Origin of the sequence: Mycobacterium palustre (assembly GCF_002101785.1) — a bacterium.
Lineage (GTDB): Bacteria > Actinomycetota > Actinomycetes > Mycobacteriales > Mycobacteriaceae > Mycobacterium > Mycobacterium palustre.
The window spans coordinates 74057-95896 of record NZ_LQPJ01000101.1 but is presented as its reverse complement, the minus strand read 5'-3'; the positions used below and the strand labels follow the sequence as shown (position 1 = coordinate 95896).

Here is a 21840-nt window from a genome sequence, read left to right as displayed (position 1 = left end):
CAGAAAATCCCAACGCACCGCGAAGGGGGGGCCAAAACTAGCCGTCACACTGGGGCCACTTCAAGTTGACATTGCCATGGTGGTGCTGCTCGTCGACGAACTGGCCGGCGTGACCGCCTACATGAGCGATCCCGCCCTTCGTAAGCAAGCCGGGGCCTCGCTGTCGCGGATCTTGACCAAGGGCCGCGCCCTCGGAGTGGTGGTTGCGGCGTTCCTGCAAGACCCGCGCAAAGAAGTCCTGCCGATGCGGGGTTTGTTCACCCAAACCATCGCGCTGCGGCTGCGCTCACGCGAGGAAGTCGCCATGGTCCTCGGCGACGGCCTGGCCGACGCGGCACCAGCGCACCGCATCAGCCCTGATGCCCCTGGCACTGGGTACGTGATCGCCGAGGACGGCTCGGTAATGAGGGTACGGGCCGACTTCTGGAGCGACGCCCAAATCCGCGCTGTTGCAGCCCGATACCAGCCGGCGAAGCGAAACACTCAGAGCGGTGAAGGGTTTCACAAGCGATGACCAACGGCGAATCAGTTTTTGCAGACGTATTTGGCCCGCTCGAAGATGTGCAGCTGCGCCGCCGCAGGCAGGACTTACTGCGGCGTGCGGCCCTGATTGTCGAGTTCGGCTGGAATCCGTTCCGCTATCAGTGGTCCGTCGGCGAGGTCTTGGGCACCGCCCTGGTGCTGGACGACTGTGACGAACTGCTGCGCTTCGACGAAACCGTGCACTCGGCACTGTCTCGGTGGGCGTTCGACCTGTGGGGAATCGGCGGCGGACAGGCAGACGTGGATACCGGATGCCTGCGGACTCGCGCTTGGTTCGAGTGCATCCACGCCGAACTGGCCGACAAGCCATCCTCACCCACAACCAGGAAGGAGTGACCGTCGATGGTTATTCACGGCGTCCGGGAAACGCTCGTGGCATCTGGCCAATTCCCGGAACTGCTGACGGCCGAACAAGTTTCGGCGCTGCTGGGGGTATCCGTGGCGACGCTGAACCGGTGGGCGGCAGTCCGTGAACAAACCGGGCGGCAGATCGGCCCACCCTGCTACTCGCTGTCCGAACGGGTGCGCCGCTGGGATTCCGCCGAGGTCCGCAAATGGCTCAAGCAGGTTCGACGCTGATGGCTGGTAACACTCCGCGCGGCATCCGCAAACGGCTCAACACTGCCGGAGCCGCCCGCTACCAAGTCCGCTACCTGGTCCGCGACTCCGCCTCAGCATCCGGGTGGATCGAAACCTCCGCCACCTTCGCCACCCTGCGAGAAGCCAAGGCGTTCAAGGCAGAACGCGACAACGAAGCCGCACTCGGCGCTCGCCGATTCGACCCACGGCTCGGCCGCGTACCTCTCGCCAGGATTTGGGAACAATACAGCGCCTCGAAAAAACCGGCAGTATCGGCGAAAACATGGAGCGGCTACCGCCAACATTGGCACCTGCGCATCGCACCGCGGTTCGGCCACATCCCCGTTGACGAGATCACTCGCGCCCACGTGCAACAGTTCGCAGCCACCCTCACCGTGGGCCCGTGGGCCAAGGTTTCCACGCTGCGGCTGCTGCGCTCCATCCTCGAAGTAGCCCGCAACGACGGCCGCATTCATACCAACCCCGCTCACGGCGTCTCAGCAGGGCGTATCCCCGAACGGGAACGCCACCGCTACCTGACCGCTCCCGAAGTCGCCGCCCTGGCCGCAGCCTGCAAAGACCAGGGCGATGTCGTGATCATCCTGGCTTACACCGGCCTGCGCTGGTCCGAGCTCGTCGGCCTGCGCGTCGGTGATATCGACCTGGCCGCACGCCGGCTCCACGTACGCCGAGCCGCGCCGGAAGTCGAAGGCCGCATCATCATCGGCCCACCCAAGACCCGCGCCGCCAAGCGCACCGTTCCCCTCCCCCAGGTCGTCATTGACGTACTTGCGCCGCGCATCGCCGACCGCCAACCCTGGGAGCCGGCCATCACGTCACCCAACGGCGCAATGCTCAGGTCCAACAACTGGCGCCGGCACGCCCACTGGTCCGAAGCCCTGCGCAAGACCAGGCTCGCACCGCTGACGATTCACGACCTACGACACACCTACGCCAGCCTGGCCCGCAAATCCGGCGCCGACCTGCGCTACGTGCAGAAAACAATGGGCCACTCCACACCCACCGTCACCGCCAACATTTACAGCGACCTCTACGCAGACGAACTCGACCACGTCGCAACCAACCTCGACCGACTTACAGCCGAAACGAGCGATTCAACGCACGAGACCGGACGAGAACCGGACACACCCAACCAACCACCGAGTGCAGGCACGGTGTCCACGCAGGTCAAAGGCTGTGGCCAGGGCCGGGATCGAACCGGCGACCTTCCGCTTTTCAGGCGGACGCTCATACCGACTGAGCTACCTGGCCGGAAGGCATGGCTGCCTCGCCGTGCTGGCGACCCTGACGGGACTCGAACCCGCGACCTCCGCCGTGACAGGGCGGCGCGCTAACCAACTGCGCCACAGGGCCTCGCTACTGCTCCGCGACACCCGCGTCGCAGAGTACCCCCTACGGGATTCGAACCCGCGCTACCGCCTTGAAAGGGCGGCGTCCTAGGCCGCTAGACGAAGGGGGCCAGATCCGAATCTCTTCGGGGGACTCGCAACGTGGGTACCGTTGGGAGCCACGTCAGCTTAGGTTACCGCGGCCCAAATCCTCAAACGAGCGCCAAACGAGTGACGTTCGAGCGACGTTCGGGCGACGATTGGGACGCAGTATTCTGAGTCTTCGCGCCCCTATAGCTCAGTTGGTAGAGCTACGGACTTTTAATCCGCAGGTCCTAGGTTCGAGTCCTAGTGGGGGCACCGGCAGCGGCGTGGGGATGGCCCTGTTTCGCCGCACGGCGGCTTGGCTATGCTTCGCAAGATGACTGTCGAAGCGGCCTCCTCCCCGAACGCTCCCGTCGCCCTGGTGACCATGGAAATCCGTCACCCGGCAACGGATTCCCTCGCCGATTCCTCGAGCGCAGAGCTCAGGCGCGCGCTTGCCGACCTCCTGCCGATCGAGCGCCAGGCGCAGGACGTCGCCTGGGCCATGGGCGCCGGCGGCAGCCCGGCGCCGGCCGCCGAGCGGTTCGTCCGGTACGTCAACCGCGACAACACCATCGCCGCCTCGATGAAGACCCAAGCGGTCGTCCTGGAAACGACCGCCTACTCGAGTTTCGAGACCCTGCTCGAGGTTGTGATGCGGGTCATAGAGGCGCGTTCCCGGGTCTCCGAGATCGTCGGCGTGGAGCGCCTCGGCCTGCGCTATGTCCTCGAGGTCCGGGTCCCCGTCGGCGTCGACGGCCGTATCGAGTGGGGCAACTGGATCGCCGAACCCCTTCTCGGGCCCCAGCGCATCGCGCCGGCCGGCCTGACCCTGACGGAGTGGCAGGGCGCCGCGGTCTACCGCGAAGCGCAACCCGGCAAGTCGATGATCGTGCGCTACGGTCCGGGCATGGGCCAGGCGCTCGACGCGAGCTACCACCTGCGCCGCACGCTGCCGGCACAGCAGGGACCGTTCTTCCTGCTCGATATCGACAGCTTCTGGACGCCGACCGGGGCGATCCCCGAGTTCGACCGCAACGAGGTCGCGGCGACCTTCCAGGACCTGTACGAGCCCGCCCGCACGGTGTTCCAGGAGATGCTCACCAGCCGCCTGAAGGACGACCTGCTCAGCCGGTAGGCGTCCCGAGCACGGCGCTGCTGTACGTCACGTCGGCGAACGCCTGGGCGACGTCGTCGTCGGGGTAGACGAAGCCGTTGGCGGCGTGCAGCTCCTTGACAGTCTGCGACGAGGTCCGCCAGCCGCGCTGGGTCAGATAGTCGAGGATGTGGCTGCGCTGACCGTGGTAGACGAGGTCGTTGAAATCGATCTCGAATCCCAGTTCGCTCATCCGGTCATGGTGGGCGCGCCACCGCTCGTCGGCGAAAACCGCGGTGTCGGGCACGAATTCGAACGCCAGCCGGCTGCCCGGGGCGCTCAGGGCGGTGAGGTTGTCGAACAGCGCGTCCTGGGCGGCGTCGGGCAAATACACCAGCAGGCCTTCGGCGCTCCACGCCGCCGGCGCGTGCGGATCGAACCCCGCGTCGCGCAGCGCGGCGGCCCAGTCGTCGCGCAGGTCGACGGCGACGGTGCGCCGCTCGGCGGTCGGTTCGGCACCGAGGTCGCGCAGCGTCAGCGTCTTGAACTCGATCACCTCCGGCATGTCCACCTCGTAGACGACGGTGCCCGCCGGCCACGGGAGGCGGTACGCGCGCGCGTCGAGTCCCGACGCGAGGATGACCGCCTGGCCGACGCCGCTGCGGGTCGCCTCCACGAAGAACTGGTCGTAGAACCGGGTGCGGCAACCCATCCCCCGGGCCATGCGCTGGGGATCGAACTCGGAATTCCCGCCGACCGGGATCTCGCCGTTCACCAACCGCACGTAGACGTCGATGCCTACGGCGCGCACCAACGGCGCAGCGTAGGGGTCGTCGATCAGCCTCTCCTCGGTGGCCAGCGCCCGTTGGGCGGCGACCATCGTCGCCGTCGCCCCGACGCTCGTCGCCAGATCCCAACGATCATTATCGGTGCGCGCCATGATGCTTCCATTCCCGAGCGGCGAAAATATAGACAATCTAGTTACTATCACAGGTCCCGTGAGCGCCGGTCCGGACTACCCTGTGACCCGTGACCGACTTCGCCCAGCGCACGATAGACCTGGCCCGACAGAACGTCGTCGAAGGCGGCCGGCCCTTGGCGGCGGTGATCGTTTAGGACGGCCAGGTCGTCGCCGAAAGCGCCAACAAGGTGGCCCAGACCAACGACCCGACCGCCCACGCGGAGATCCTGGCCATCCGGGACGCCTGCACGAAGCTGGGCGCCGAGCACCTGGTCGACGCCACCATCTACGTCCTGGCCCACCCCTGCCCGATGTGCCTGGGCTCGCTGTACTACTGCTCGCCCCGCGAGGTCGCCTTCCTCACCACGCGCGAGTCCTACGAGCAGTACTACCTCGACGACCGCAGGTACTTCGAGGTCTCGACCTTCTACGACGAATTCGGCAAGCGGTGGGACCAGCGCCGGCTGCCGATGGGCTACCACCCCGAGAGGCCGAGCGCAACGGCGGCCGGCGCAGGTCGACGGAGGTCGCGCCGGCCTGACCGGACCGGCATTGCGGCACGGCCGCCACTTCACTACTATCTGCGTATGCATGCAGATAGTAGTGCAGGGCGGTTGCCGGACGACCAGGCCAGCCTGGTGGTCGAGGTGTTTCGGATGCTGGCCGACGCGACCCGCGTGCAGGTGCTCTGGTCGCTGACACATCGCGAGATGTCGGTCAACGAGCTCGCCGAGCATGTCGGCAAGCCCGCGCCGTCGGTTTCGCAGCACCTCGCGAAGCTGCGGATGGCGCGCCTGGTCCGTACCCGCCGGGAGGGAACCACCATCTTCTACAGCCTGGAGAACGACCACGTGCGCCAGCTCGTCATCGACGCGGTCTGCAACGCCGAGCACGCCGGGCCCGGGGTGCCACGCCATCACCGCGACCGGGGCGCCCTGCGCGCGGTCGACGGATAGTCAGGCCGCACAAGGTATTTCGCAATAGGAGAGGAACCATGACCGAACAACACGCCCATGAGGAACCGCACGCCCACGAGCACCAGCACGCCGCGGTGACCCACACACATGCGCACACCGCCCACGAGCACGACCACGTCACCCACGAGCACCCACACACCCACGACGACGGCACCCAGCACACCCATCAGCACGTGCACCAGTCCGAGCTGCAGGATCAGCACAGCCACGCGCACGCATAACGGCCGGTAGTCGGCCGGCGAGCTAGGACACGTTGGGGCAGTAGTGCTTTGGGTTGTCGCGCTCGTCCAAGGGGGGCAGGTTCCGGGCCGGGGTGTGCACCAGCGGCGTGTCGGCCGGGATTCGGCCGGTGGCCCGGTCCCAGCCGGCGCGCGCCCGCGGGTGTTTGCGGAAACGCGGTGGCACGAAGGCGAAAACGAGCCGGACGAGGTCGCCGAATCGCCGGTGCAGCCATTCGTCGCGCCGCGACCACCCGTAGCCCATCAGCTCGCGCACCGGCGGATCGTAGAGTCCGACGGTCACCCACACGAAGAACGGGGCCAGCAACTTGCGCTGCGCGGCCCATAGCCAGTCCGGAAGCCATTGGGCGAACGGCGGTTTGGCGAGCTCGGTCAGGTCAAGCACCGCGCGCGCGGCGTAATTGTCTTCTAATACGTTGCGGCACATGTGGTCCCAGTAGACCTGAAATTCCTCCCAGGACGCCGGCACCGGCCGCATGCTCATGCCGTACATGCGGTACCACTCGACGTGTTCGTCGAAGAGCTGGCGCTTCTGCGCTTCGGTCAGCCCGCCGCAAAACCGCTCGGCCACATGGATGGTCCCGACGAAGAAGGTGGCGTGCGCCCAGTAGAAAACGTCCGGATTGAGCGCGTGGTAGCGGCGGCCCTGATCGTCGACGCCCTTGATGGCGGTGTGATAGTCGCGCACCTCGGCGCCGGTGACCGGGGCGCGGTCGCCGTCGAAAACGACGCCGCCGATGGGGTACAGCGAGCGCAGCAGACGGGGCCAGCGCTCCCGGAAGAACGTCGAATGGTCGATGACCGCCGCGCCCAGTTGCGGATGCATGTTCTGCATGGATCCCGCCCACGGCCCCTGCAACATGCCGCGCCAGTCCCCGAAGTACCGCCACGTCAGCGAATCGGGGCCGAGCGGTGCGGGCGGCGCCTCGTAGCCCAGCGGCGACACGGGGCAACCGCTGGCGACCCCGTCGCGGGACGCGGCCGTCGACTCGGCGACGGTGCCGCCGCTGGTCCGGGGGCGGGACTCAGACGTATGTTGGGTCACTATTAGATCCTGTTAGATATCGGCAAATCTGACTACATGCGTTGTCACTTTCCAGCTTAGGAGCCACGTGCAGACCGGTCAACGACGGGGACGTTGGACCGGCGTGCCCCTAGAGAGCCGCCTCGCCCTGCGCCGCGACAACCTCATCACCGCCGGGGTGCAGCTGCTGGGCAGCGACGCCGGTCCGGCGCTGACCGTCCGGGCGGTGTGCCGCAAGGCCGCCCTCACGGAACGCTACTTCTACGAAAGCTTCTCCGACCGTGACGAATTCGTGCGGGCCGTCTACGACGATGTCTGCACACGGGCGATGGATACCCTGACGTCGGCGAAAACCCCACGCGAAGCCGTCGAGCAATTCGTCGAGCTGATGGTCGACGACCCCGTCCGCGGGCGCGTACTGCTTTTGGCGCCGGCGGTGGAACCGGCCCTGACCCAATCGGGCGCGGAGTGGATGCCCAACTTCATCGACCTGCTGCAACGGAAGCTGTCGAGGATCGGCGACCCCGCCCTGCAGAAGATGATCGCGACCAGCCTGGTCGGCGCGCTGAGCAGCCTATTCACCGCCTACCTCAACGGCCGGCTCGGGGCGACCCGCAAGCAGTTCATCGACTATTGCGTCAACATGCTGTTCACGACCGCGGCGCCGTACGTCCCCGGTGACCAGGCGAAATCCGGCTAACGGTTTTCCGCGGCGGCACATCGGTTAGCCCCAGGGGTGGGGTTTCCCCACCGCTCGATGGCTTGTCAAACCGGGACATACCGGGCGGCGGGCGAAACTTGATGCTACCGAGGGACACAGATATATTGAGTGCTACCCGCAGACACAGATAACTGGAGGGCCTATGTCAGCCCAGCTGACCGACCTACAGCTGTTGCACGAACTCGAGCCGGTCGTCGAGAAGTACCTGAACCGGCACATCAGCATGCACAAGAATTGGAATCCGCACGACTACATCCCGTGGTCGGACGGCAAAAACTTCTATGCGCTCGGCGGGCAGGACTGGGACCCCGAGCAGAGCAAGCTGTCCGACGTCGCGCAGGTCGCGATGGTGCAGAACCTGGTCACCGAGGACAACCTGCCGTCCTACCACCGCGAGATCGCGATGAACTTCGGCATGGACGGCGCCTGGGGTCAGTGGGTCAACCGCTGGACCGCCGAGGAAAACCGGCACGGCATGGCGCTGCGCGACTACCTGGTGGTGACGCGGGCCGTCGACCCGGTGGAGCTGGAGTTGCTTCGCCTCGAGGTGGTCAACCGCGGCTTCAGCCCGGGACAGAACCACCAGGGCGAGTACTTCGCCGAGCGCCTCACCGACTCCGTCATCTACGTGACGTTCCAGGAGCTGGCGACCCGCGTGTCGCACCGCAACACCGGCAAGGCGTGCAACGAGCCGGTCGCCGATCAGCTGATGGCCAAGATCTCGGCCGACGAGAACCTGCACATGATCTTCTACCGGGACGTCAGCGAGGCCGCGTTCGAGATCGCGCCCGACCAGGCGATGAAGTCGCTGCACCTGGTGCTGCGCCACTTCAAGATGCCCGGCTTTTTGGTTCCCGAATTCCGCCGCAAGGCCGTGGTCATCGCCGTCGGCGGTGTCTACGACATCCGCATCCACCTCGAAGAGGTCGTCAAGCCGGTGCTGAAGAAGTGGCGGATCCTCGAGCGCACCGACTTCACCGGCGAGGCCGCCTGGATGCAGGAGGACCTGGGCAACCTGATGGTCGAGCTCGAGGCCGAGTGCGACCGGTTCGACGCCTCCAAGCAGCGCTACCTCGAGCGCGAAGCCCGCACGGGCAAGAAGGTCACCGCCCTGGAGTTGCACAAGACCGCGGGCAAGCTGGCCATGAGCCGTCGGTAGGCGCGCCTTTTGCGTATCGGTCCGATCGAGCTCGCCAGCCCGGTGGTGCTGGCCCCGATGGCCGGCGTGACCAACGTGGCCTTCCGGACGCTGTGCCGCGAGCTGGAGCGGTCGAAGGTCGGCACCGTCAGCGGGCTCTACGTCTGCGAGATGGTCACCGCGCGTGCGCTCGTCGAGCGGCACCCGGTCACCATGCACATGACGACGTTCGCCCCCGACGAGTCGCCGCGCTCGCTGCAGCTCTACACCGTCGACCCGGACACCACCTATGCGGCGGCGCGGATGATCGCGGACGAGGGCTTGGCCGACCACATCGACATGAATTTCGGCTGCCCGGTGCCCAAGGTCACCCGGCGCGGTGGCGGCGCGGCGCTGCCGTTCAAGCGGCGGCTGTTCGGCCGGATCGTCGCCGCGGCGGTGCGGGCCACCGAGCGGGCCGGCATCCCGGTGACCGTCAAGTTCCGCATCGGCATCGACGACGAGCACCACACGCACCTCGACGCGGGCCGCATCGCCGAAGCCGAGGGCGCCGCGGCCGTGGCGCTGCACGCCCGCACGGCGGCGCAACGCTACTCCGGCACCGCCGACTGGGAACAGATCGCGCGGCTCAAGCAGCAGGTGCGCACCATCCCGGTGCTCGGCAACGGCGACATCTACGACGCCAGCGACGCGCTGGCGATGATGGCCAGCACCGGCTGCGACGGCGTCGTCATCGGGCGTGGCTGCCTGGGCCGGCCGTGGCTGTTCGCCGAGCTCTCGGCCGCGTTCACCGGCACCCCGGCGCCGACGCCGCCCACACTCGGTGAGGTCGCCGGCATCGTCCGGCGGCACGGCCGGTTGCTGGCCGCGCATTTCGGCGAGGACAAGGGCATGCGCGACATCCGCAAGCACATCGCCTGGTACCTGCACGGCTTTCCCGCCGGATCCGAGTTGCGGCGGGCGCTGGCCCTGGTGAAAACCCTCGACGAGCTGGACGCCCTGCTCGACAGGCTGGACGGCGCGGTCCCCTTCCCGGAGGCGGCGACCGGCCCGCGGGGCCGGCAGGGCTCGCCGGCGCGCGTGGCCCTGCCCGAGGGCTGGCTGACCGACCCCGACGACTGCACGGTGCCGGCCGGGGCCGACATCATGCATTCGGGTGGCTGAACCTCGACTCGCGCGAAATCGCGTCGGCGCCCAGAACTCAGTACGATGTGGGCCTTGCTGCATTGCGCTTTCGTGGGGGTAGGTTCGATCCCGCTGCGAGGGCGCGACGACACCGCACGACCCGCGGCTAGCCGCGGGCTGCAGCGCTGATACCCCGCGGCGCTGCACTGACCTGTACGCACGGACGTCCCTTTCGTCCGCGTCAGAAGCTTCGGAGGCCGGTAGGACATGAGTGACGGCGGCCCAGACGCCACTCTCGACCATCGGCGCACCCCACAGCAGGGGCTGGGCGCCGCCCCGTGGGAGCGGTTCTCGCAACCGCCGGGCGCGGTGCACCGCTGGCAGTCCGAGCAGCCGCTGCTCGAGCCGGCCGAACCGGTCGCGCACGCCGAGCCCCACGACGGCGGAAACGAAGGCGGCGGCTGTCACACCGACGGCGGGCTGACCGTCGCGGAGCTGCTCGCCAAGGTCGGAGCCCCGATCCCCGACCGGCCCAGCCACCGTCGGGCCGCACCCGACCCGGAGCCGGACGACGTGCCCGCCGATCTGCAAGAGACGCAGGTCATCGACACCCCGGCGTACTCGTTCGACGTCGCGCCCGAGCTTCCCGACCTCAACGCCGACAACTATCCCGCCGGCGACGACGCCGAGCCGGACGACGCCGAGCCGGACGCCGCGGCTCCTCGGCAGCCCAAGCCCCGCGACCCCGAAGCCAAACACCGCCGGCGCCCGATTCTGCTGGCCGCGCGCTCGGCGGCCGCGCTGGTTGCCGTGCTCGCCCTGGTCCTGACCGGTGGGGCGTGGCAATGGAGCACCTCGAAAAACAACCGCCTCAACATGATCAGCGCGCTCGACCCGCAGTCGGGCGACATCCGCGACCCCAATGGGCAGTACGGCGACGAGGACTTCTTGATCGTCGGCATCGACTCGCGCGCCGGCGACAACGCCAACATGGGCGCCGGCGACACCGATGACGCCGACGGCGCGCGGTCGGACACCGTGATGCTGGTCAACATCCCGGCGAACCGCAAACGCGTTGTGGCCGTGTCATTCCCGCGCGACCTGGCGATCACCCCGATGCAGTGCGAGGCCTGGAACCCGAGCACCGGCAAGTACGGGCCCATCTACGACGAGAAGAAGGGGACGATGGGCCCCAAGATGGTCTACACCGAGACCAAGCTGAATTCGGCCTTCGCCTTCGGTGGCCCCAAGTGTCTGGTGAAGGTGATCCAGAAGCTGTCGGGGTTGAGCATCAACCGGTTCATCGCCGTCGACTTCGCCGGGTTCGCACGGATGGTCGACGCCCTGGGCGGCGTCGAGGTGTGCAGCAGCACCCCGCTGCATGACTACGAGCTGGGCACGGTGCTGGAAAAGGCGGGCCGTCAGGTCATCGACGGCCCGACCGCGCTGAACTACGTCCGCGCCCGACAGGTCACCACCGAAACCAACGGCGACTACGGCCGGATCAAGCGCCAGCAGTTGTTCCTGTCGTCGCTGCTGCGTTCGTTGATCTCCGAGGACACGCTGTTCGACCTGAACAAGCTCAACAACGTCGTCAACATGGTGATCGCCGACACCTACGTCGACAACGTCAAGACCAAGGACCTGGTGCAGCTCGGCCAGTCGCTGCAGGGCATGGCCGCCGGGCACATGACGTTCGTGACCGTCCCGACGGGCGCGACCGACGCCAACGGTGACGAGCCGCCGCGGATGGCCGACATGCGGGCGCTGTTCGACGCCATCATCAACGACGACCCACTGCCCGAGGAAAACGACCAGAACGCAAAGAATCTGGGCGCTACGCCGACCGCGGGCCCGACGTCGGGGACGCCGAAGGCGCCCACCACCAAGAAGGCGCCGCCACCCAGCCCGGCCCCCGAGGCCCAGCACCAGCAGGTCACCACGACGTCGCCGGGCGAGGTCACGGTCCGGGTGTCCAACGCGACCACGCAGAGCGGTCTGGCCGCCACGGCGACCAGCCAACTCAAACAGGACGGCTTCAACGTGATGACGCCGGACGACTACCCCAGTTCGGTGAGCACGACCACGGTGCTGTTCTCTCCCGGCAACGAGCAGGCCGCCGCCACGGTGGCGTCGTCGTTCGCCAATGCGAAGGTGCAGCGGGTGTCCGGCTACGGGCAGGTCGTCCAGGTGGTGCTCGGCCCGGACTTCCATTCCGTCACCGCTCCCGCTCCGAGCGGCTCGTCGATCAGCATGCAGATCGAGCGGGGTTCTGGCAACGCGCCCACCAAGCTGCCCGACGACCTGACGGTGACCAACGCGGCCGACACCAGCTGCGAGTAAAGATTTTTCGTGGCACGGCGGCCTGCCTTTTCGGCGTCGAGAACGTAGGCTTGCCCCATGCGGACCGCCTATCATGAGCAGCTCTCGGAGCTATCCGAGCGGCTTGGCGAGATGTGCGGGCTGGCCGGGATCGCGATGGAGCGGGCCACCCAGGCCCTGCTGCAGGCCGATCTCGTGCTGGCCGAACAGGTGATCTCGGACCACGAGAAGATCGCGCGGCTGAGCGCGCAAGCCGAGGAAAGCGCCTTCGTGCTGCTGGCGCTGCAGGCGCCGGTCGCCGGTGATCTCCGGTCGATCGTCAGCGCCATCCAGATGGTCGCCGACATCGACCGGATGGGCGCGCTGGCCCTGCATGTCGCCAAGATCGCCCGCCGGCGGCACCCCCAGCACGCGCTCCCCGAAGAGGTCAACGGCTACTTCGCCGAAATGGGCCGGGTTGCAGTGGAATTGGGCAACAGCGCGCAAGAGGTTGTGTTGTCCCGCGACCCGGAAAAGGCCGCCCGCATCCGCGAAGAAGACGACGCGATGGACGACCTGCATCGGCACCTGTTCTCGGTGCTGATGGACCGGGAATGGAAGCACGGTGTGGCCGCCGCCGTCGACGTGACGTTGCTGGGCCGCTTTTACGAGCGCTTCGCCGACCACGCCGTCGAGGTGGCCAGGCGCGTCATTTTCCAGGCGACCGGGCACCTGCCCGACGACGACACCCGGGCCGTCTCGAACTAAAGCTGCCTAGGCCGCTAGCCGGTTGCCCGACTCGCCACTGCGCGGCTGCGCGGGCTGCATCGTCGGGTATCAGCCGAAGCGGCCGGAGATGTAGTCCTCGGTCGCCTTCTCGGTCGGGTTGGAGAAGATTTTCTCGGTGTCGTCGATCTCGACCAACCGGCCCGGCTTGCCGACCGCCTCGAGGTTGAAAAACGCCGTCAGATCGCTGACGCGGGCGGCCTGCTGCATGTTGTGGGTGACGCGATGACGATGGTGTAGTCCTGCTTGAGCTCGCTGATCAGTTCTTCGATGGCCATCGTCGAGATCGGGTCCAGCGCCGAGCACGGCTCGTCCATCAGCAGCACGTCGGGTTGCACGGCGATGGCCCGGGCGATGCACAGGCGCTGCTGCTGACCGCCGGACAGCCCGCCGCCGGGCTTGTCCAATCGATCCTTGACCTCGTCCCACAGGTTCGCGCCCCGCAGCGAGTATTCGGCCGTCTCGTCCAGCAGCTTGCGGTTGCGCACCCCCTGCAACTTCAGCCCCGCGACCACATTGTCGCGAATTGACATGGCGGGGAACGGGTTTGGACGCTGGAACACCATCCCGATCGCCCGGCGCACGCCCACCGGGTCGATGCCGGGACCGTAGATGTCCTGGTCGTCGAGCAGGACGCTGCCCTCGACGCGGGCCCCGGGGATCACCTCGTGCATCCGGTTCAGCGTCCGCAGGACCGTCGTCTTCCCGCAGCCCGAGGGGCCGATAAACGCCGTCACGCTGCGCGGCAGAACCGACAGCGTCACATCCGCGACGGCTTTGAACGACCCGTAGTAGATGTTGACGGCTTTAAGGTCCAACCGTTTGGCCACCAGTGCTCCTACCTACAACTTCTTGGGGGCATAGATTTTCGCGATCACCCGTGCCCCGACGTTGATGACGGCGATCACCAGGATCAGGGTTAGCGCCGCCCCCCACAACCGATCCGTCGGCACGGGGTGGACGCCGGCGCCCGCCGCTGTCTCGTGGTACATCATGCCAGGCAGCGACCCCATGAACCCGCGGAAGATGTCGAAGTTCATCGACTGCGCATAGCCGACGAGGATCAGCAGCGGGGCCGTCTCTCCCAGCACCCTGGCCACCGCGAGCATGATTCCGGTGACGATGCCGGACAGCCCCGCCGGGAGCACGACGCTGGCGATGGTTCTCCACTTCGGAATCCCCAGCGCGTAGCTGGCCTCGCGCAGGTCGGCCGGAACGGTCCGCAGCATCTCCTCGGTGGCCCGCACGATCACCGGCAGCATCAGCAGCACCAGGGCCAGCGACACCGCGAACTCCGAGCGCGGAAATCCCAGCGTCGCGACCCACAGCGCGTAGATGAACAACGCCGCGACGATCGAGGGCACCCCGGACAGGATGTCCACCATGAAGCTGGCCAGCCGGCCCAGCGGGGTGCCGCCGCCGTATTCGACGAGGTAAATCCCCACCATCAGGCCGATCGGAATCGAGATCAGCGCGCACACCAGCCCCTGCAGCACCGTGCCGACGATCGCGTGGTAGGCGCCGCCGCCGGCCACGAACGCCGTCATGCCCGCCTGGGAATGCGACCACCACGTGGTGGAGGCAATCGCCTTGTACCCCTTGGCAATCACCGAGCACAGCACCCACAGCAGCGGCGTCACGGCGATCACCATGGACAGCGTCACCAGCACGGTCGCCACGTTGTCGGCGACGCGGCGGCGCCGGCCCAGCCCCGAGAACGTCCGCGCCTTGAGCGGACGGTCCAGCATCGAGGTCACCGGCGCACCCCCCTGCCGCGTGCCTTGGCGACGGCGGCGCGAGCCACCGCGTCGGCCATGAAGGTGAGCACGAAGAGGACCAACCCGGCGGCGACGTAGGCGCCGGCCTGGTACGGGTCGTCGAATTCGGCTGCGGCGGCCGCGATCTTGGTGGCGAAGGTGGAGCCGCCGTCGAACAGCGACCAGCCGAACGCCGCTTGGGTGCCGCGCAGGATGATCAGCAGCGCGACCGTCTCGCCCAGGGCCCGGCCCAGCCCCAGCACGGCGCCGCTGAGGTAACCCGATCGCCCGAACGGCAGCACCGTCGTCCTGATCACTTCCCACCGGGTGGCGCCCAGGGCCAGCGCCGCCTCGATTTCGTCGTGCGGGGTCTGCATGAACACCTCGCGGGTGACCGCGGTGATGATCGGCAGGATCATGACCGCCAGGACGAGACCGCCCGTGAAGATGGTGCCGCCCCCGGCCACAGACGCGTTGCCGGGCGCGAACAGGAAGCACCAGCCCAGGGCGTGATTGAGCCAGGTGGCGACGGGCCGCAGCTGCGGTGCCAGCACATACAGGCCCCAGACGCCGTAGACGATCGAGGGAACCGCGGCCAGCAGATCCACCGCGTACGCGAGCGGCCCGGCGAGCCGCCGCGGGGCGTACTGCGTGATGAACAGTGCGACGCCCAGCGCGACGGGCACGGCCAGGATAAGCGCGAACACCGACACGAAGACCGTCACCTGGAGGAGGTCGAGGATTCCGAAGCGCATGGCGGAGGTGTCGGAGGTGACCCAGCTGCCGCCGTAGCTGAAAAAGTTCTCCCGATTGCGCTGCAGGGCCGGTATCGCCCGCCACAGCAGGAATCCGCCGATGGCGGCGATCAGGGCGACGATCAGGACGCCCGAGCCCTGCGCCAGCCGGCGAAATACCCGGTCCCCCAGCCGGGGCCGCGCATTGCCCCACGGGCTGATCGGCACCACCGGCGATTCCGGATACGGCGCGGCAACCACCGCACCCGAACCCGCAGCGGATGGGTCCGGCATTGAAGACAATGTCACTGTGATCGCTTCACAGTTCTGCCGTCGCTCCTCGTAAACATCGGTTACTGCAGGGCTTTGATCGCGGTAACCAAACGCTCCTTGACTTTATCGGGGAGCGGGACGTATCCGGCCGAGGTGAGGCCGGCCTGCCCGTCGGTGGCGGCGACGGCGAGGAACGATTTGACGGCCGCCGAGGTGTCCGCGTCGTAGCCCTTCGAGCACGCGATCGCGTAGCCGGCCAGCACCAGCGGGTAGGCGCCCGGCCGGCTGGACGAGTAGATCGGGTTCAGGTCCAGCACCAGGTCGTTGCCGTCGGCCACGAAGCCGGCGGCCTGGACGGCGCCGCCGGCCGTGTCGTTGGTCAGAGGAACCGCGCCGCTTCCGGCGTCGAGCAGGGCGTACGGCAGGCCGGCCTGGTCGGCGAAGCCTTTCTCGACATAACCGATGGCGCCCGGCGTGCTCCGCACGGCGTTGATAACGCCCGCCGACTTCGCCGCGCCCTCGCCGACGCCGCCCTGAAACTCCGTGCCCACCCCGCGCGTCCAGCTCTGCGGCGCGGCGGCGGTCAGGTACTTCTGCACGTTGTCGGTGGTCCCCGACGAATCCGACCGGTAGATCGGCACCACCTTGGTGTTCGGCAGCGGCACCCCGGGGTTGAGCGCGGCCAGGATCGGGTCGTTCCAGGCGGTGATCCTGCCGCTGAACAGCTTGGCGAGGGCGTCGCTGCTGACGACGAGCCGCTGGACGCCCGGCACGTTGTAGACCAATGCGATCGGGCCGAACGTCAGCGGCAGGTCCCACGCCGGGTTTCCGTCGCAGCGTTTGGCGGCCGGGCCGATCTGGTCGGCCACCAGCGGCGAATCCGTTCCCGCGAAGTCGACGTGCCCGGCGATGAACTGCTCGCGCCCGGCGCCCGACCCGGTCGGGTTGTACGACACGCTCTTGCCCGGGCAGTCCTGGCCCCAGGCGCGGTTGAACAACGCGATCGCGTTCTGCTGAGCCGTCGAGCCTTCCGCGGTCAGGTTCTTCTTGCCGCCGCAGCCGGCCGTTCCGGCGGATCCCGCGATGGCCGGCGCCGCGGCGCCGCGAGGGTTGTTGTCGCTGCCGCACGCGGTCACCGTTGCCGCGCAGATCGACAGCGCCAGCGTCGCCGCCGTCAGTGCCCTGCGCTTTCCGTCGAGCCTCACCAATCTCGCTTTCTGACACAATCAGGGCGCAGAAAAGGCGCCGCCGGCCAGCTCCTCAGGGGAGGTTGCCAAGGCGGAGCGAAAGTATGCACCCACGCGCCCCACAGAAATGTGCGGACATGAATGCAGGGTGAACGGTCGGCCTCAGTCCGATTGAGCCGCGGCGTAGGCCGTGTCGACGCTGTGGGTGGAAAAGCCCAACCGCTCGTAGGTTCGCACGGCGGCCACATTGTCCGACTCGACGTAGAGCATCACGACGGGATCGTCCGCGTCGGCCAGGCGCCGCGCCAGCGAGCCGATCCCGATGGCGGTCAGCGCCTGGCCCAGGCCGCGGCGCTGTGCCGCGGGGTCGACGCCGACGACGTAGACCTCGCCCAGGCCGGGCCGGTCAAGGTGCACCTTGGTCCAGTGGAAGCCCAGCAGCCTGCCCGCGTCGGCGGTGCCCGGCGCCCCGAACGCCAGGAACAAGCCGTCCGGGTCGAACCACGGCTCCTCGCGCCGCTCGGACAGGTCGGCCTCGGTCCACCCGCCCTGTTCGGGGTGGTAGGCGAACGCCGCGTTGTTGACCCGCAGCAGCTCGGCGTCGTCGGCCGCGCCCTGATAGGTACGGACCTGCACGCCCGGCACCTCGGGCACGGCGTCGGGGACGCCGCGCAGCGAACGCCGCATCTGGACCAGTTCGCGCGCCACCACCAGGCCCAGGGCCGAGGCCGTCGCCCGGGCCGGATCCAGCGTGCCGTGCGCCCAGAACCGGTTGTGCCCGTTGGTCTTAGCCAGGGCCGCGCGCGCCATCGCGGCGCCGATGCCGCGCCGGCGGGCCCGCGGGTGCACGACCAACTCCGCCATCGGTGCCTCGCCGTCGCGCGGTGAACTGAGGTTGAGGTAGCCGGCGATCCAGTCGCCGGGCCCGGGATCGCGGGCCACCAGGTGGCCGGTTCGGTCGTGGCCCAGCTCGCGCAACACCTGCTCGCCCACCGGCGCCACTCCGTCGAATTGCGTTGCCGCTGCGATCAATTCACGTACTTGCCGCTGCTCGTCGGCGGTCAGCGTCGCGCGCCAGGCCGGCGCGGTCACTGACTGCGCAGCGGGTCGACCAACGGGTCGGACAGACGCCGGGCGTCGGGTTCGGCATCGTCGACGGCTTCCGCCTCGTCGGGCTCGGCGGCCGGCGCGCGGCCACGCGCCGGCCGCACGGCCTTGTAGCCCACGTTGCGCACGGTGCCGATCAACGCCTCGTATTCGGGACCGAGCTTGGCCCGCAGGCGACGCACGTGCACGTCGACGGTGCGGGTGCCGCCGAAGAAGTCGTAGCCCCACACCTCGTGCAGCAGTTGCGCGCGGGTGAACACCCGGCCCGCATGCTGGGCGAGGTATTTCAGCAGCTCGAACTCCTTGTAGGTGAGGTCGAGCGGGCGGCCCCGCAGCCGGGCGGTGTAGGTGCCCTCGTCGATCACCAGCTCGCCCAGGCTCACCTTGCCCGCGCTCTCCTGGTCGGCGAGGCCGCCGCGCCGTCCGACCACCAGCCGCAGCCTGGCGTCGATCTCGGCCGGCCCGGTCGTGGGCAGCAGGATCTCGTCGAGACCCCAATCGGCGCTGACCGCCACCAGCCCACCTTCGCTCACCACGGCGAGGACCGGCACCGACCGGCCGGCGGTGCTCAGCAGCCGGCACAGACCGCGCGCGGAGGACAGGTCGGTGCGCGCGTCGACCAAAACGGCGTCCGCCGTCCCGGCCTCGAGCAACGAGGATGGTTCTGGGGGAGCCGTCCGGACGGTGTGGGGAAGCAGCGACAACGACGGCAGGACCGGATCCGGGTGCAGCTCCGAGGTCAGCAGTAGTAACTCCAAAGCCCCTCCAGCTCGTGGGAAAGGCATCTCCCAATGGATCAACGCCACGACGCGTTAGTTGCCAGGTCATCTAACGATAACGTGCCACCTGGTTTTTTGGTGGCTTGAGCCCGGCGGTGTGAACCGGGCCACCCGGCCGTCCCGTGGCAGCGGCCTGGGCGGTCCCGGCGAGGCGGTGCGCCACAATGAGCGCATGCGCAGGGTGCTGATCGGTGTGGCGGCCGCGGCCGTCGCCGCCGCCGTGATCGTCGTCGGCGCCGTCGGCGTCGACTACGGGACCAGCATCTACGCCGAATACCGGCTGTCGTCCAACGTGCGCAAAGCGGCGACCCTGGGCACGGATCCGTTCGTCGCGATCCTGGCGTTTCCGTTCATCCCGCAGGCGCTGCGCCACCGCTACAACCAGCTGGAGATCAAGGCCAACCAGGTCGATCACGCGATGGTCGGCAAGGCCACGCTCGAGGCCACCATGTACTCGGTCGACCTGACGTACGCGTCCTGGCTGATCAGGCCCGATGCCAAGGTGCCGGTGGGCAAGCTGGAGAGCCGCATCATCATCGACTCGATTCACCTGGGCCGGTACCTGGGCATCTCCGACCTGATGGTCGAGGCACCCCAACGGGAAACCAACACCGCCACCGGGGGCGTCACCGCCTCGGGCATCTCCGACAGCCATGGGCTGGTGTTTAGCGGCACGCCGCCGAAATCGGCCGGCTTCGACCACCGGGTCAGCGTGTCGGTAGACCTGTCCATCGCGCCCGACGACCAGGCGACGCTGGTGCTGACCCCCACCGGAATCCTCACCGGGCCCGACACCGCCAACCAGGCGGTTCCCGACGACAAGCGCGGCGCGGTGCTGCATGCGTTCAGCGCCAGGCTGCCCAACCAGAGGCTCCCGTTCGGGGTCGCGCCGACCTCCGAGGGGGCTCGCGGCTCCGACGTCATCATCGAAGGCGTCACCCGGGAAGTAACGGTCACCCTCGACGGGTTCAAGCAGTCATGACGACCCGCGCCAACGACGATGCAGTGGGAGTGCCCCCGGCCGCGCAGCGGCGAGGGCGAAGAAGCGATGAGGTGGGGGCACCTCCCGCTTGGGGGGGAGAGTGGCGCAATTGACCACGATCGGCGTGATCGTCGGGGCGCTTGTCGCGGCCTCGCTTGCGGGATGGTTGTTGACGCGCCGTTCGGGAACCGTCCGGGAAGTCCGCGCGTCGGGCGCGGGCGCCGCCGGCCCCGACGTCGCGGATCTGGGCCTGTCCACCACCGGGCCGACCGTCGTGCATTTCAGCGCGCCGTGGTGCGGCCCGTGCGACCGGGTTCGTCGGGTGGTCGACCAGGTCTGCCGGGACCTGGGCCCTCCGGGATCTCCGGTGGCCCACGTCGAGATCGACCTCGACGCCAATCCGGGCGCGGCCCGCCGCTTTTCGGTGCTGTCGCTGCCCACCACGTTGATCTTCGACGGCGACGGCCGGCAGCGATACCGGACCTCCGGGGTCCCCAGGGCCGCCGACTTGCGGTCGGCGCTCGAACCGCTGTTGGCTTGAGCGCCGCGTCATTGGGTAAGCTTGCCGACGTGTCAACCCGCCTCGAGCCCACGCTCACCAAGCGTCGCGCAGTCGATCTGTGCCGCATCGCGGGTTGTTGTTGTTGCTGTAGCTGCTGAGCAGCCGCGCCCGCGCGCACTCGGAGCAGCTTCGGAGCCCCGCCCAGGCCCCCGGCGTGCCTCCACCGTTTTCCGCGCCACCAGATTTTTAGGAGTAGTACCGTGCCGAGCAGCGACACCGCCCCACAGCGCGACCAGGTCGACGTTCGCGGTCCCAGGTTCGCCGCCTGGGTCACGACCGCGGTCCTGGTGCTCACGCTTCTCGCCTCGGCCGCCAGCCCGCTGGCGGCCGCGCTCATTCTCGCGGCACAGGCCGTCGTCTTCGCGATCGGCGCCGCCGCCGGGCCGCGCCGCCACCCCTACGGGCGCCTGTTCGCCGCCCTGGTGGCGCCCCGACTGGGGCCGGTCACCGAGCGGGAGCCGGTCGCGCCGCTGAAGTTCGCGCAACTGGTCGGATTGATCTTCGCGGTCGTCGGCGTCGTCGGATTCGCCGCCGGCTCCGCCGCGATCGGCCTGGTCGCCACGGCGTTCGCGCTGGTGGCCGCCTTCTTGAACGCGGCCTTCGGCATCTGCCTGGGCTGCCACCTCTACCCGCTGGTCGCGCGCTTCCGGCCCACTACCGCCTAACCCCGTCGTCCAAAGCAATCGAAAGGAATCCCCACCATGGCACGCTCCGACGTCCTGGTCTCCGCGGACTGGGCTGAGAGCAATCTCGACGCCGCAGGTGTCGTCTTCGTGGAAGTCGACGAGGACACCAGCGCTTACGACACCGGCCACATCCCGGGCGCGATCAAGCTTGACTGGCGCACCGACCTGCAAGACCCGGTCAAGCGTGACTTCGTCGACGCGCAGCAGTTCTCCAAGCTGCTGTCCGACCGCGGCATCTCCAACGACGACACCGTCATCCTCTACGGCGGCAACAACAACTGGTTCGCCGCCTACGCCTACTGGTACTTCAAGCTGTACGGCCACGAGAAGGTCAAGCTGCTCGACGGCGGCCGCAAGAAGTGGGAGCTCGACAGGCGGCCGCTGTCCACCGAACCCGTCAGCCGGCCCACGACCTCCTACACCGCGGGGTCGCCCGACAACACCATCCGCGCGTTCCGCGACGAGGTGATCGCGGCCATCAACGTCAAGAACCTGGTCGATGTGCGCTCCCCTGACGAGTTCTCGGGGAAGATCCTCGCGCCGGCGCACCTGCCGCAGGAGCAGAGCCAGCGGCCGGGCCACATTCCCGGCGCGATCAACGTCCCGTGGAGCAAGGCCGCCAACGAGGACGGCACCTTCAAGTCCGACGAGGAACTGGCCAAGCTGTACGCCGACGCCGGCCTGGACGGAACGAAGGAAACCATCGCCTACTGCCGGATCGGGGAGCGCTCGTCGCACACCTGGTTCGTGCTGCGGGAATTACTCGGCCACAAAAACGTCAAGAACTACGACGGCAGTTGGACGGAATACGGCTCCCTGGTGGGTGCCCCGATCGAGTTGGGAAGCTGAT

General features: G+C 68.2%; 22 protein-coding genes, 4 tRNA genes and 4 pseudogenes. 19 read left to right on the top strand and 11 right to left on the bottom strand.

Annotated features, from left to right (window positions below):
* From AWC19_RS13755 to AWC19_RS13740, 4 genes and pseudogenes are all read left to right on the top strand, one after another.
* Positions 1 to 514, top strand: a pseudogene (locus tag AWC19_RS13755) (hypothetical protein); the annotation flags it as partial.
* Positions 511 to 879, top strand: a complete 369-nt coding sequence (locus AWC19_RS13750) for a hypothetical protein (RefSeq protein WP_085078612.1) — start codon at positions 511 to 513, stop codon at positions 877 to 879. The pseudogene AWC19_RS13755 and the gene AWC19_RS13750, both read left to right, overlap by 4 nt.
* A gap of 6 nt (positions 880 to 885) precedes the next feature.
* Positions 886 to 1122 carry a helix-turn-helix transcriptional regulator gene (locus AWC19_RS13745; protein WP_085078611.1) on the top strand — a complete coding sequence of 79 codons (237 nt, stop codon included), beginning with the start codon at positions 886 to 888 and terminating at the stop codon, positions 1120 to 1122.
* Positions 1122 to 2282: pseudogene (locus AWC19_RS13740) on the top strand (site-specific integrase); the annotation flags it as partial. The gene AWC19_RS13745 and the pseudogene AWC19_RS13740, both read left to right, overlap by 1 nt.
* Positions 2283 to 2320: 38 nt before the next feature.
* Here AWC19_RS13740 and AWC19_RS13735 read toward each other — a convergent pair.
* The 3 genes from AWC19_RS13735 to AWC19_RS13725 form a co-directional block, all read right to left on the bottom strand.
* A tRNA-Phe gene (locus AWC19_RS13735) sits at positions 2321 to 2394 on the bottom strand.
* Between the two features lie 25 nt (positions 2395 to 2419).
* Positions 2420 to 2496 (bottom strand) — tRNA-Asp (locus tag AWC19_RS13730).
* A 33-nt stretch (positions 2497 to 2529) separates the two neighbouring features.
* Positions 2530 to 2602, bottom strand: a tRNA-Glu gene (locus AWC19_RS13725).
* Positions 2603 to 2758: 156 nt separating this feature from the next.
* Here AWC19_RS13725 and AWC19_RS13720 point away from each other — a divergent pair.
* Positions 2759 to 2831 (top strand) — tRNA-Lys (locus tag AWC19_RS13720).
* 61 nt (positions 2832 to 2892) lie between these two features.
* The gene (locus tag AWC19_RS13715; RefSeq protein WP_142281159.1) at positions 2893 to 3693 is read left to right on the top strand and encodes a TIGR04255 family protein; all 801 of its coding nucleotides are present in this window, start codon (positions 2893 to 2895) and stop codon (positions 3691 to 3693) included.
* Here the strand turns inward: AWC19_RS13715 and AWC19_RS13710 are convergent.
* On the bottom strand, positions 3683 to 4591 hold the full coding sequence (locus AWC19_RS13710; protein ID WP_085078609.1) for a class I SAM-dependent methyltransferase: 909 nt from the start codon (positions 4589 to 4591) through the stop codon (positions 3683 to 3685). The two genes, AWC19_RS13715 and AWC19_RS13710, sit on opposite strands and share 11 nt — an antisense overlap.
* 89 nt (positions 4592 to 4680) lie before the next feature.
* Between AWC19_RS13710 and AWC19_RS13705 the strand changes: the two are divergent.
* From AWC19_RS13705 to AWC19_RS13695, 3 genes and pseudogenes are all read left to right on the top strand, one after another.
* Positions 4681 to 5153 (top strand): annotated as a pseudogene (locus AWC19_RS13705) (nucleoside deaminase).
* A gap of 46 nt (positions 5154 to 5199) precedes the next feature.
* The gene (locus AWC19_RS13700) at positions 5200 to 5568 is read left to right on the top strand and encodes an ArsR/SmtB family transcription factor (protein ID WP_085078608.1); all 369 of its coding nucleotides are present in this window, start codon (positions 5200 to 5202) and stop codon (positions 5566 to 5568) included.
* Positions 5569 to 5606: 38 nt separating this feature from the next.
* A complete protein-coding gene (locus tag AWC19_RS13695) occupies positions 5607 to 5810 on the top strand; it encodes a zinc transporter Slc39a7 (protein ID WP_085078607.1) in 204 nt (67 codons plus the stop codon).
* Positions 5811 to 5832: 22 nt separating this feature from the next.
* On the opposite strand, the gene AWC19_RS13690 is transcribed toward AWC19_RS13695, so the two are convergent.
* Complete coding sequence (locus tag AWC19_RS13690) at positions 5833 to 6873, bottom strand: oxygenase MpaB family protein (RefSeq protein WP_085078606.1); 1041 nt, start codon at positions 6871 to 6873, stop codon at positions 5833 to 5835.
* A 67-nt stretch (positions 6874 to 6940) separates the two neighbouring features.
* Between AWC19_RS13690 and AWC19_RS13685 the strand changes: the two genes are divergently transcribed.
* The 5 genes from AWC19_RS13685 to phoU all read left to right on the top strand — a co-directional run bounded on the left by AWC19_RS13685 (position 6941) and on the right by phoU (position 12905).
* Positions 6941 to 7552, top strand: a complete 612-nt coding sequence (locus AWC19_RS13685) for a TetR/AcrR family transcriptional regulator (protein WP_085078605.1) — start codon at positions 6941 to 6943, stop codon at positions 7550 to 7552.
* A 163-nt stretch (positions 7553 to 7715) separates the two neighbouring features.
* On the top strand, positions 7716 to 8732 hold the full coding sequence (locus AWC19_RS13680; protein ID WP_085078604.1) for an acyl-ACP desaturase: 1017 nt from the start codon (positions 7716 to 7718) through the stop codon (positions 8730 to 8732).
* A gap of 9 nt (positions 8733 to 8741) precedes the next feature.
* Positions 8742 to 9875: a tRNA dihydrouridine synthase DusB gene (gene dusB, locus AWC19_RS13675; protein WP_085078603.1), complete on the top strand. Its 1134-nt coding sequence runs from the start codon at positions 8742 to 8744 to the stop codon at positions 9873 to 9875.
* A gap of 228 nt (positions 9876 to 10103) precedes the next feature.
* Entirely contained in the window at positions 10104 to 12179 is a 2076-nt protein-coding gene (locus AWC19_RS13670) for an LCP family protein (protein ID WP_085078602.1), read from the top strand.
* A 57-nt stretch (positions 12180 to 12236) separates the two neighbouring features.
* Entirely contained in the window at positions 12237 to 12905 is a 669-nt protein-coding gene (gene phoU, locus AWC19_RS13665) for a phosphate signaling complex protein PhoU (protein ID WP_085078601.1), read from the top strand.
* 69 nt (positions 12906 to 12974) lie between these two features.
* Here the strand turns inward: phoU and pstB are convergent.
* The 6 genes and pseudogenes from pstB to AWC19_RS29150 form a co-directional block, all read right to left on the bottom strand.
* Positions 12975 to 13753: pseudogene (pstB, locus tag AWC19_RS13660) on the bottom strand (phosphate ABC transporter ATP-binding protein PstB).
* Positions 13754 to 13765: 12 nt separating this feature from the next.
* Positions 13766 to 14680 (bottom strand): phosphate ABC transporter permease PstA, encoded by a 915-nt coding sequence (gene pstA, locus AWC19_RS13655; protein ID WP_085078600.1) that lies wholly within the window; start codon positions 14678 to 14680, stop codon positions 13766 to 13768.
* Positions 14677 to 15723 (bottom strand): phosphate ABC transporter permease subunit PstC, encoded by a 1047-nt coding sequence (gene pstC, locus AWC19_RS13650; RefSeq protein WP_211284922.1) that lies wholly within the window; start codon positions 15721 to 15723, stop codon positions 14677 to 14679. Before pstC ends, pstA begins: the two co-directional genes overlap by 4 nt.
* Positions 15724 to 15767: 44 nt before the next feature.
* Positions 15768 to 16892: a phosphate ABC transporter substrate-binding protein PstS gene (gene pstS, locus AWC19_RS13645; RefSeq protein ID WP_085078598.1), complete on the bottom strand. Its 1125-nt coding sequence runs from the start codon at positions 16890 to 16892 to the stop codon at positions 15768 to 15770.
* Between the two features lie 144 nt (positions 16893 to 17036).
* Complete coding sequence (mshD, locus tag AWC19_RS29155) at positions 17037 to 17966, bottom strand: mycothiol synthase (protein ID WP_142281158.1); 930 nt, start codon at positions 17964 to 17966, stop codon at positions 17037 to 17039.
* Positions 17963 to 18766 carry a winged helix-turn-helix transcriptional regulator gene (locus AWC19_RS29150; RefSeq protein WP_142281157.1) on the bottom strand — a complete coding sequence of 268 codons (804 nt, stop codon included), beginning with the start codon at positions 18764 to 18766 and terminating at the stop codon, positions 17963 to 17965. The genes mshD and AWC19_RS29150 overlap by 4 nt, the downstream gene beginning before the upstream one ends.
* Positions 18767 to 18932: 166 nt before the next feature.
* Between AWC19_RS29150 and lmeA the strand changes: the two genes are divergently transcribed.
* The 5 genes from lmeA to AWC19_RS13620 all read left to right on the top strand — a co-directional run bounded on the left by lmeA (position 18933) and on the right by AWC19_RS13620 (position 21839).
* The gene (lmeA, locus tag AWC19_RS13635; RefSeq protein WP_085078619.1) at positions 18933 to 19742 is read left to right on the top strand and encodes a mannan chain length control protein LmeA; all 810 of its coding nucleotides are present in this window, start codon (positions 18933 to 18935) and stop codon (positions 19740 to 19742) included.
* A 109-nt stretch (positions 19743 to 19851) separates the two neighbouring features.
* The gene (locus tag AWC19_RS13630; protein ID WP_085078618.1) at positions 19852 to 20283 is read left to right on the top strand and encodes a thioredoxin family protein; all 432 of its coding nucleotides are present in this window, start codon (positions 19852 to 19854) and stop codon (positions 20281 to 20283) included.
* Between the two features lie 29 nt (positions 20284 to 20312).
* Positions 20313 to 20402, top strand: a complete 90-nt coding sequence (locus AWC19_RS31605; protein WP_369807262.1) for an Ms5788A family Cys-rich leader peptide — start codon at positions 20313 to 20315, stop codon at positions 20400 to 20402.
* Positions 20403 to 20504: 102 nt separating this feature from the next.
* Complete coding sequence (locus AWC19_RS13625; protein WP_085078597.1) at positions 20505 to 20969, top strand: DUF4395 domain-containing protein; 465 nt, start codon at positions 20505 to 20507, stop codon at positions 20967 to 20969.
* Between the two features lie 36 nt (positions 20970 to 21005).
* The gene (locus AWC19_RS13620; RefSeq protein ID WP_085078596.1) at positions 21006 to 21839 is read left to right on the top strand and encodes a sulfurtransferase; all 834 of its coding nucleotides are present in this window, start codon (positions 21006 to 21008) and stop codon (positions 21837 to 21839) included.
* The last annotated feature ends 1 nt before the right edge of the window (position 21840 follow it).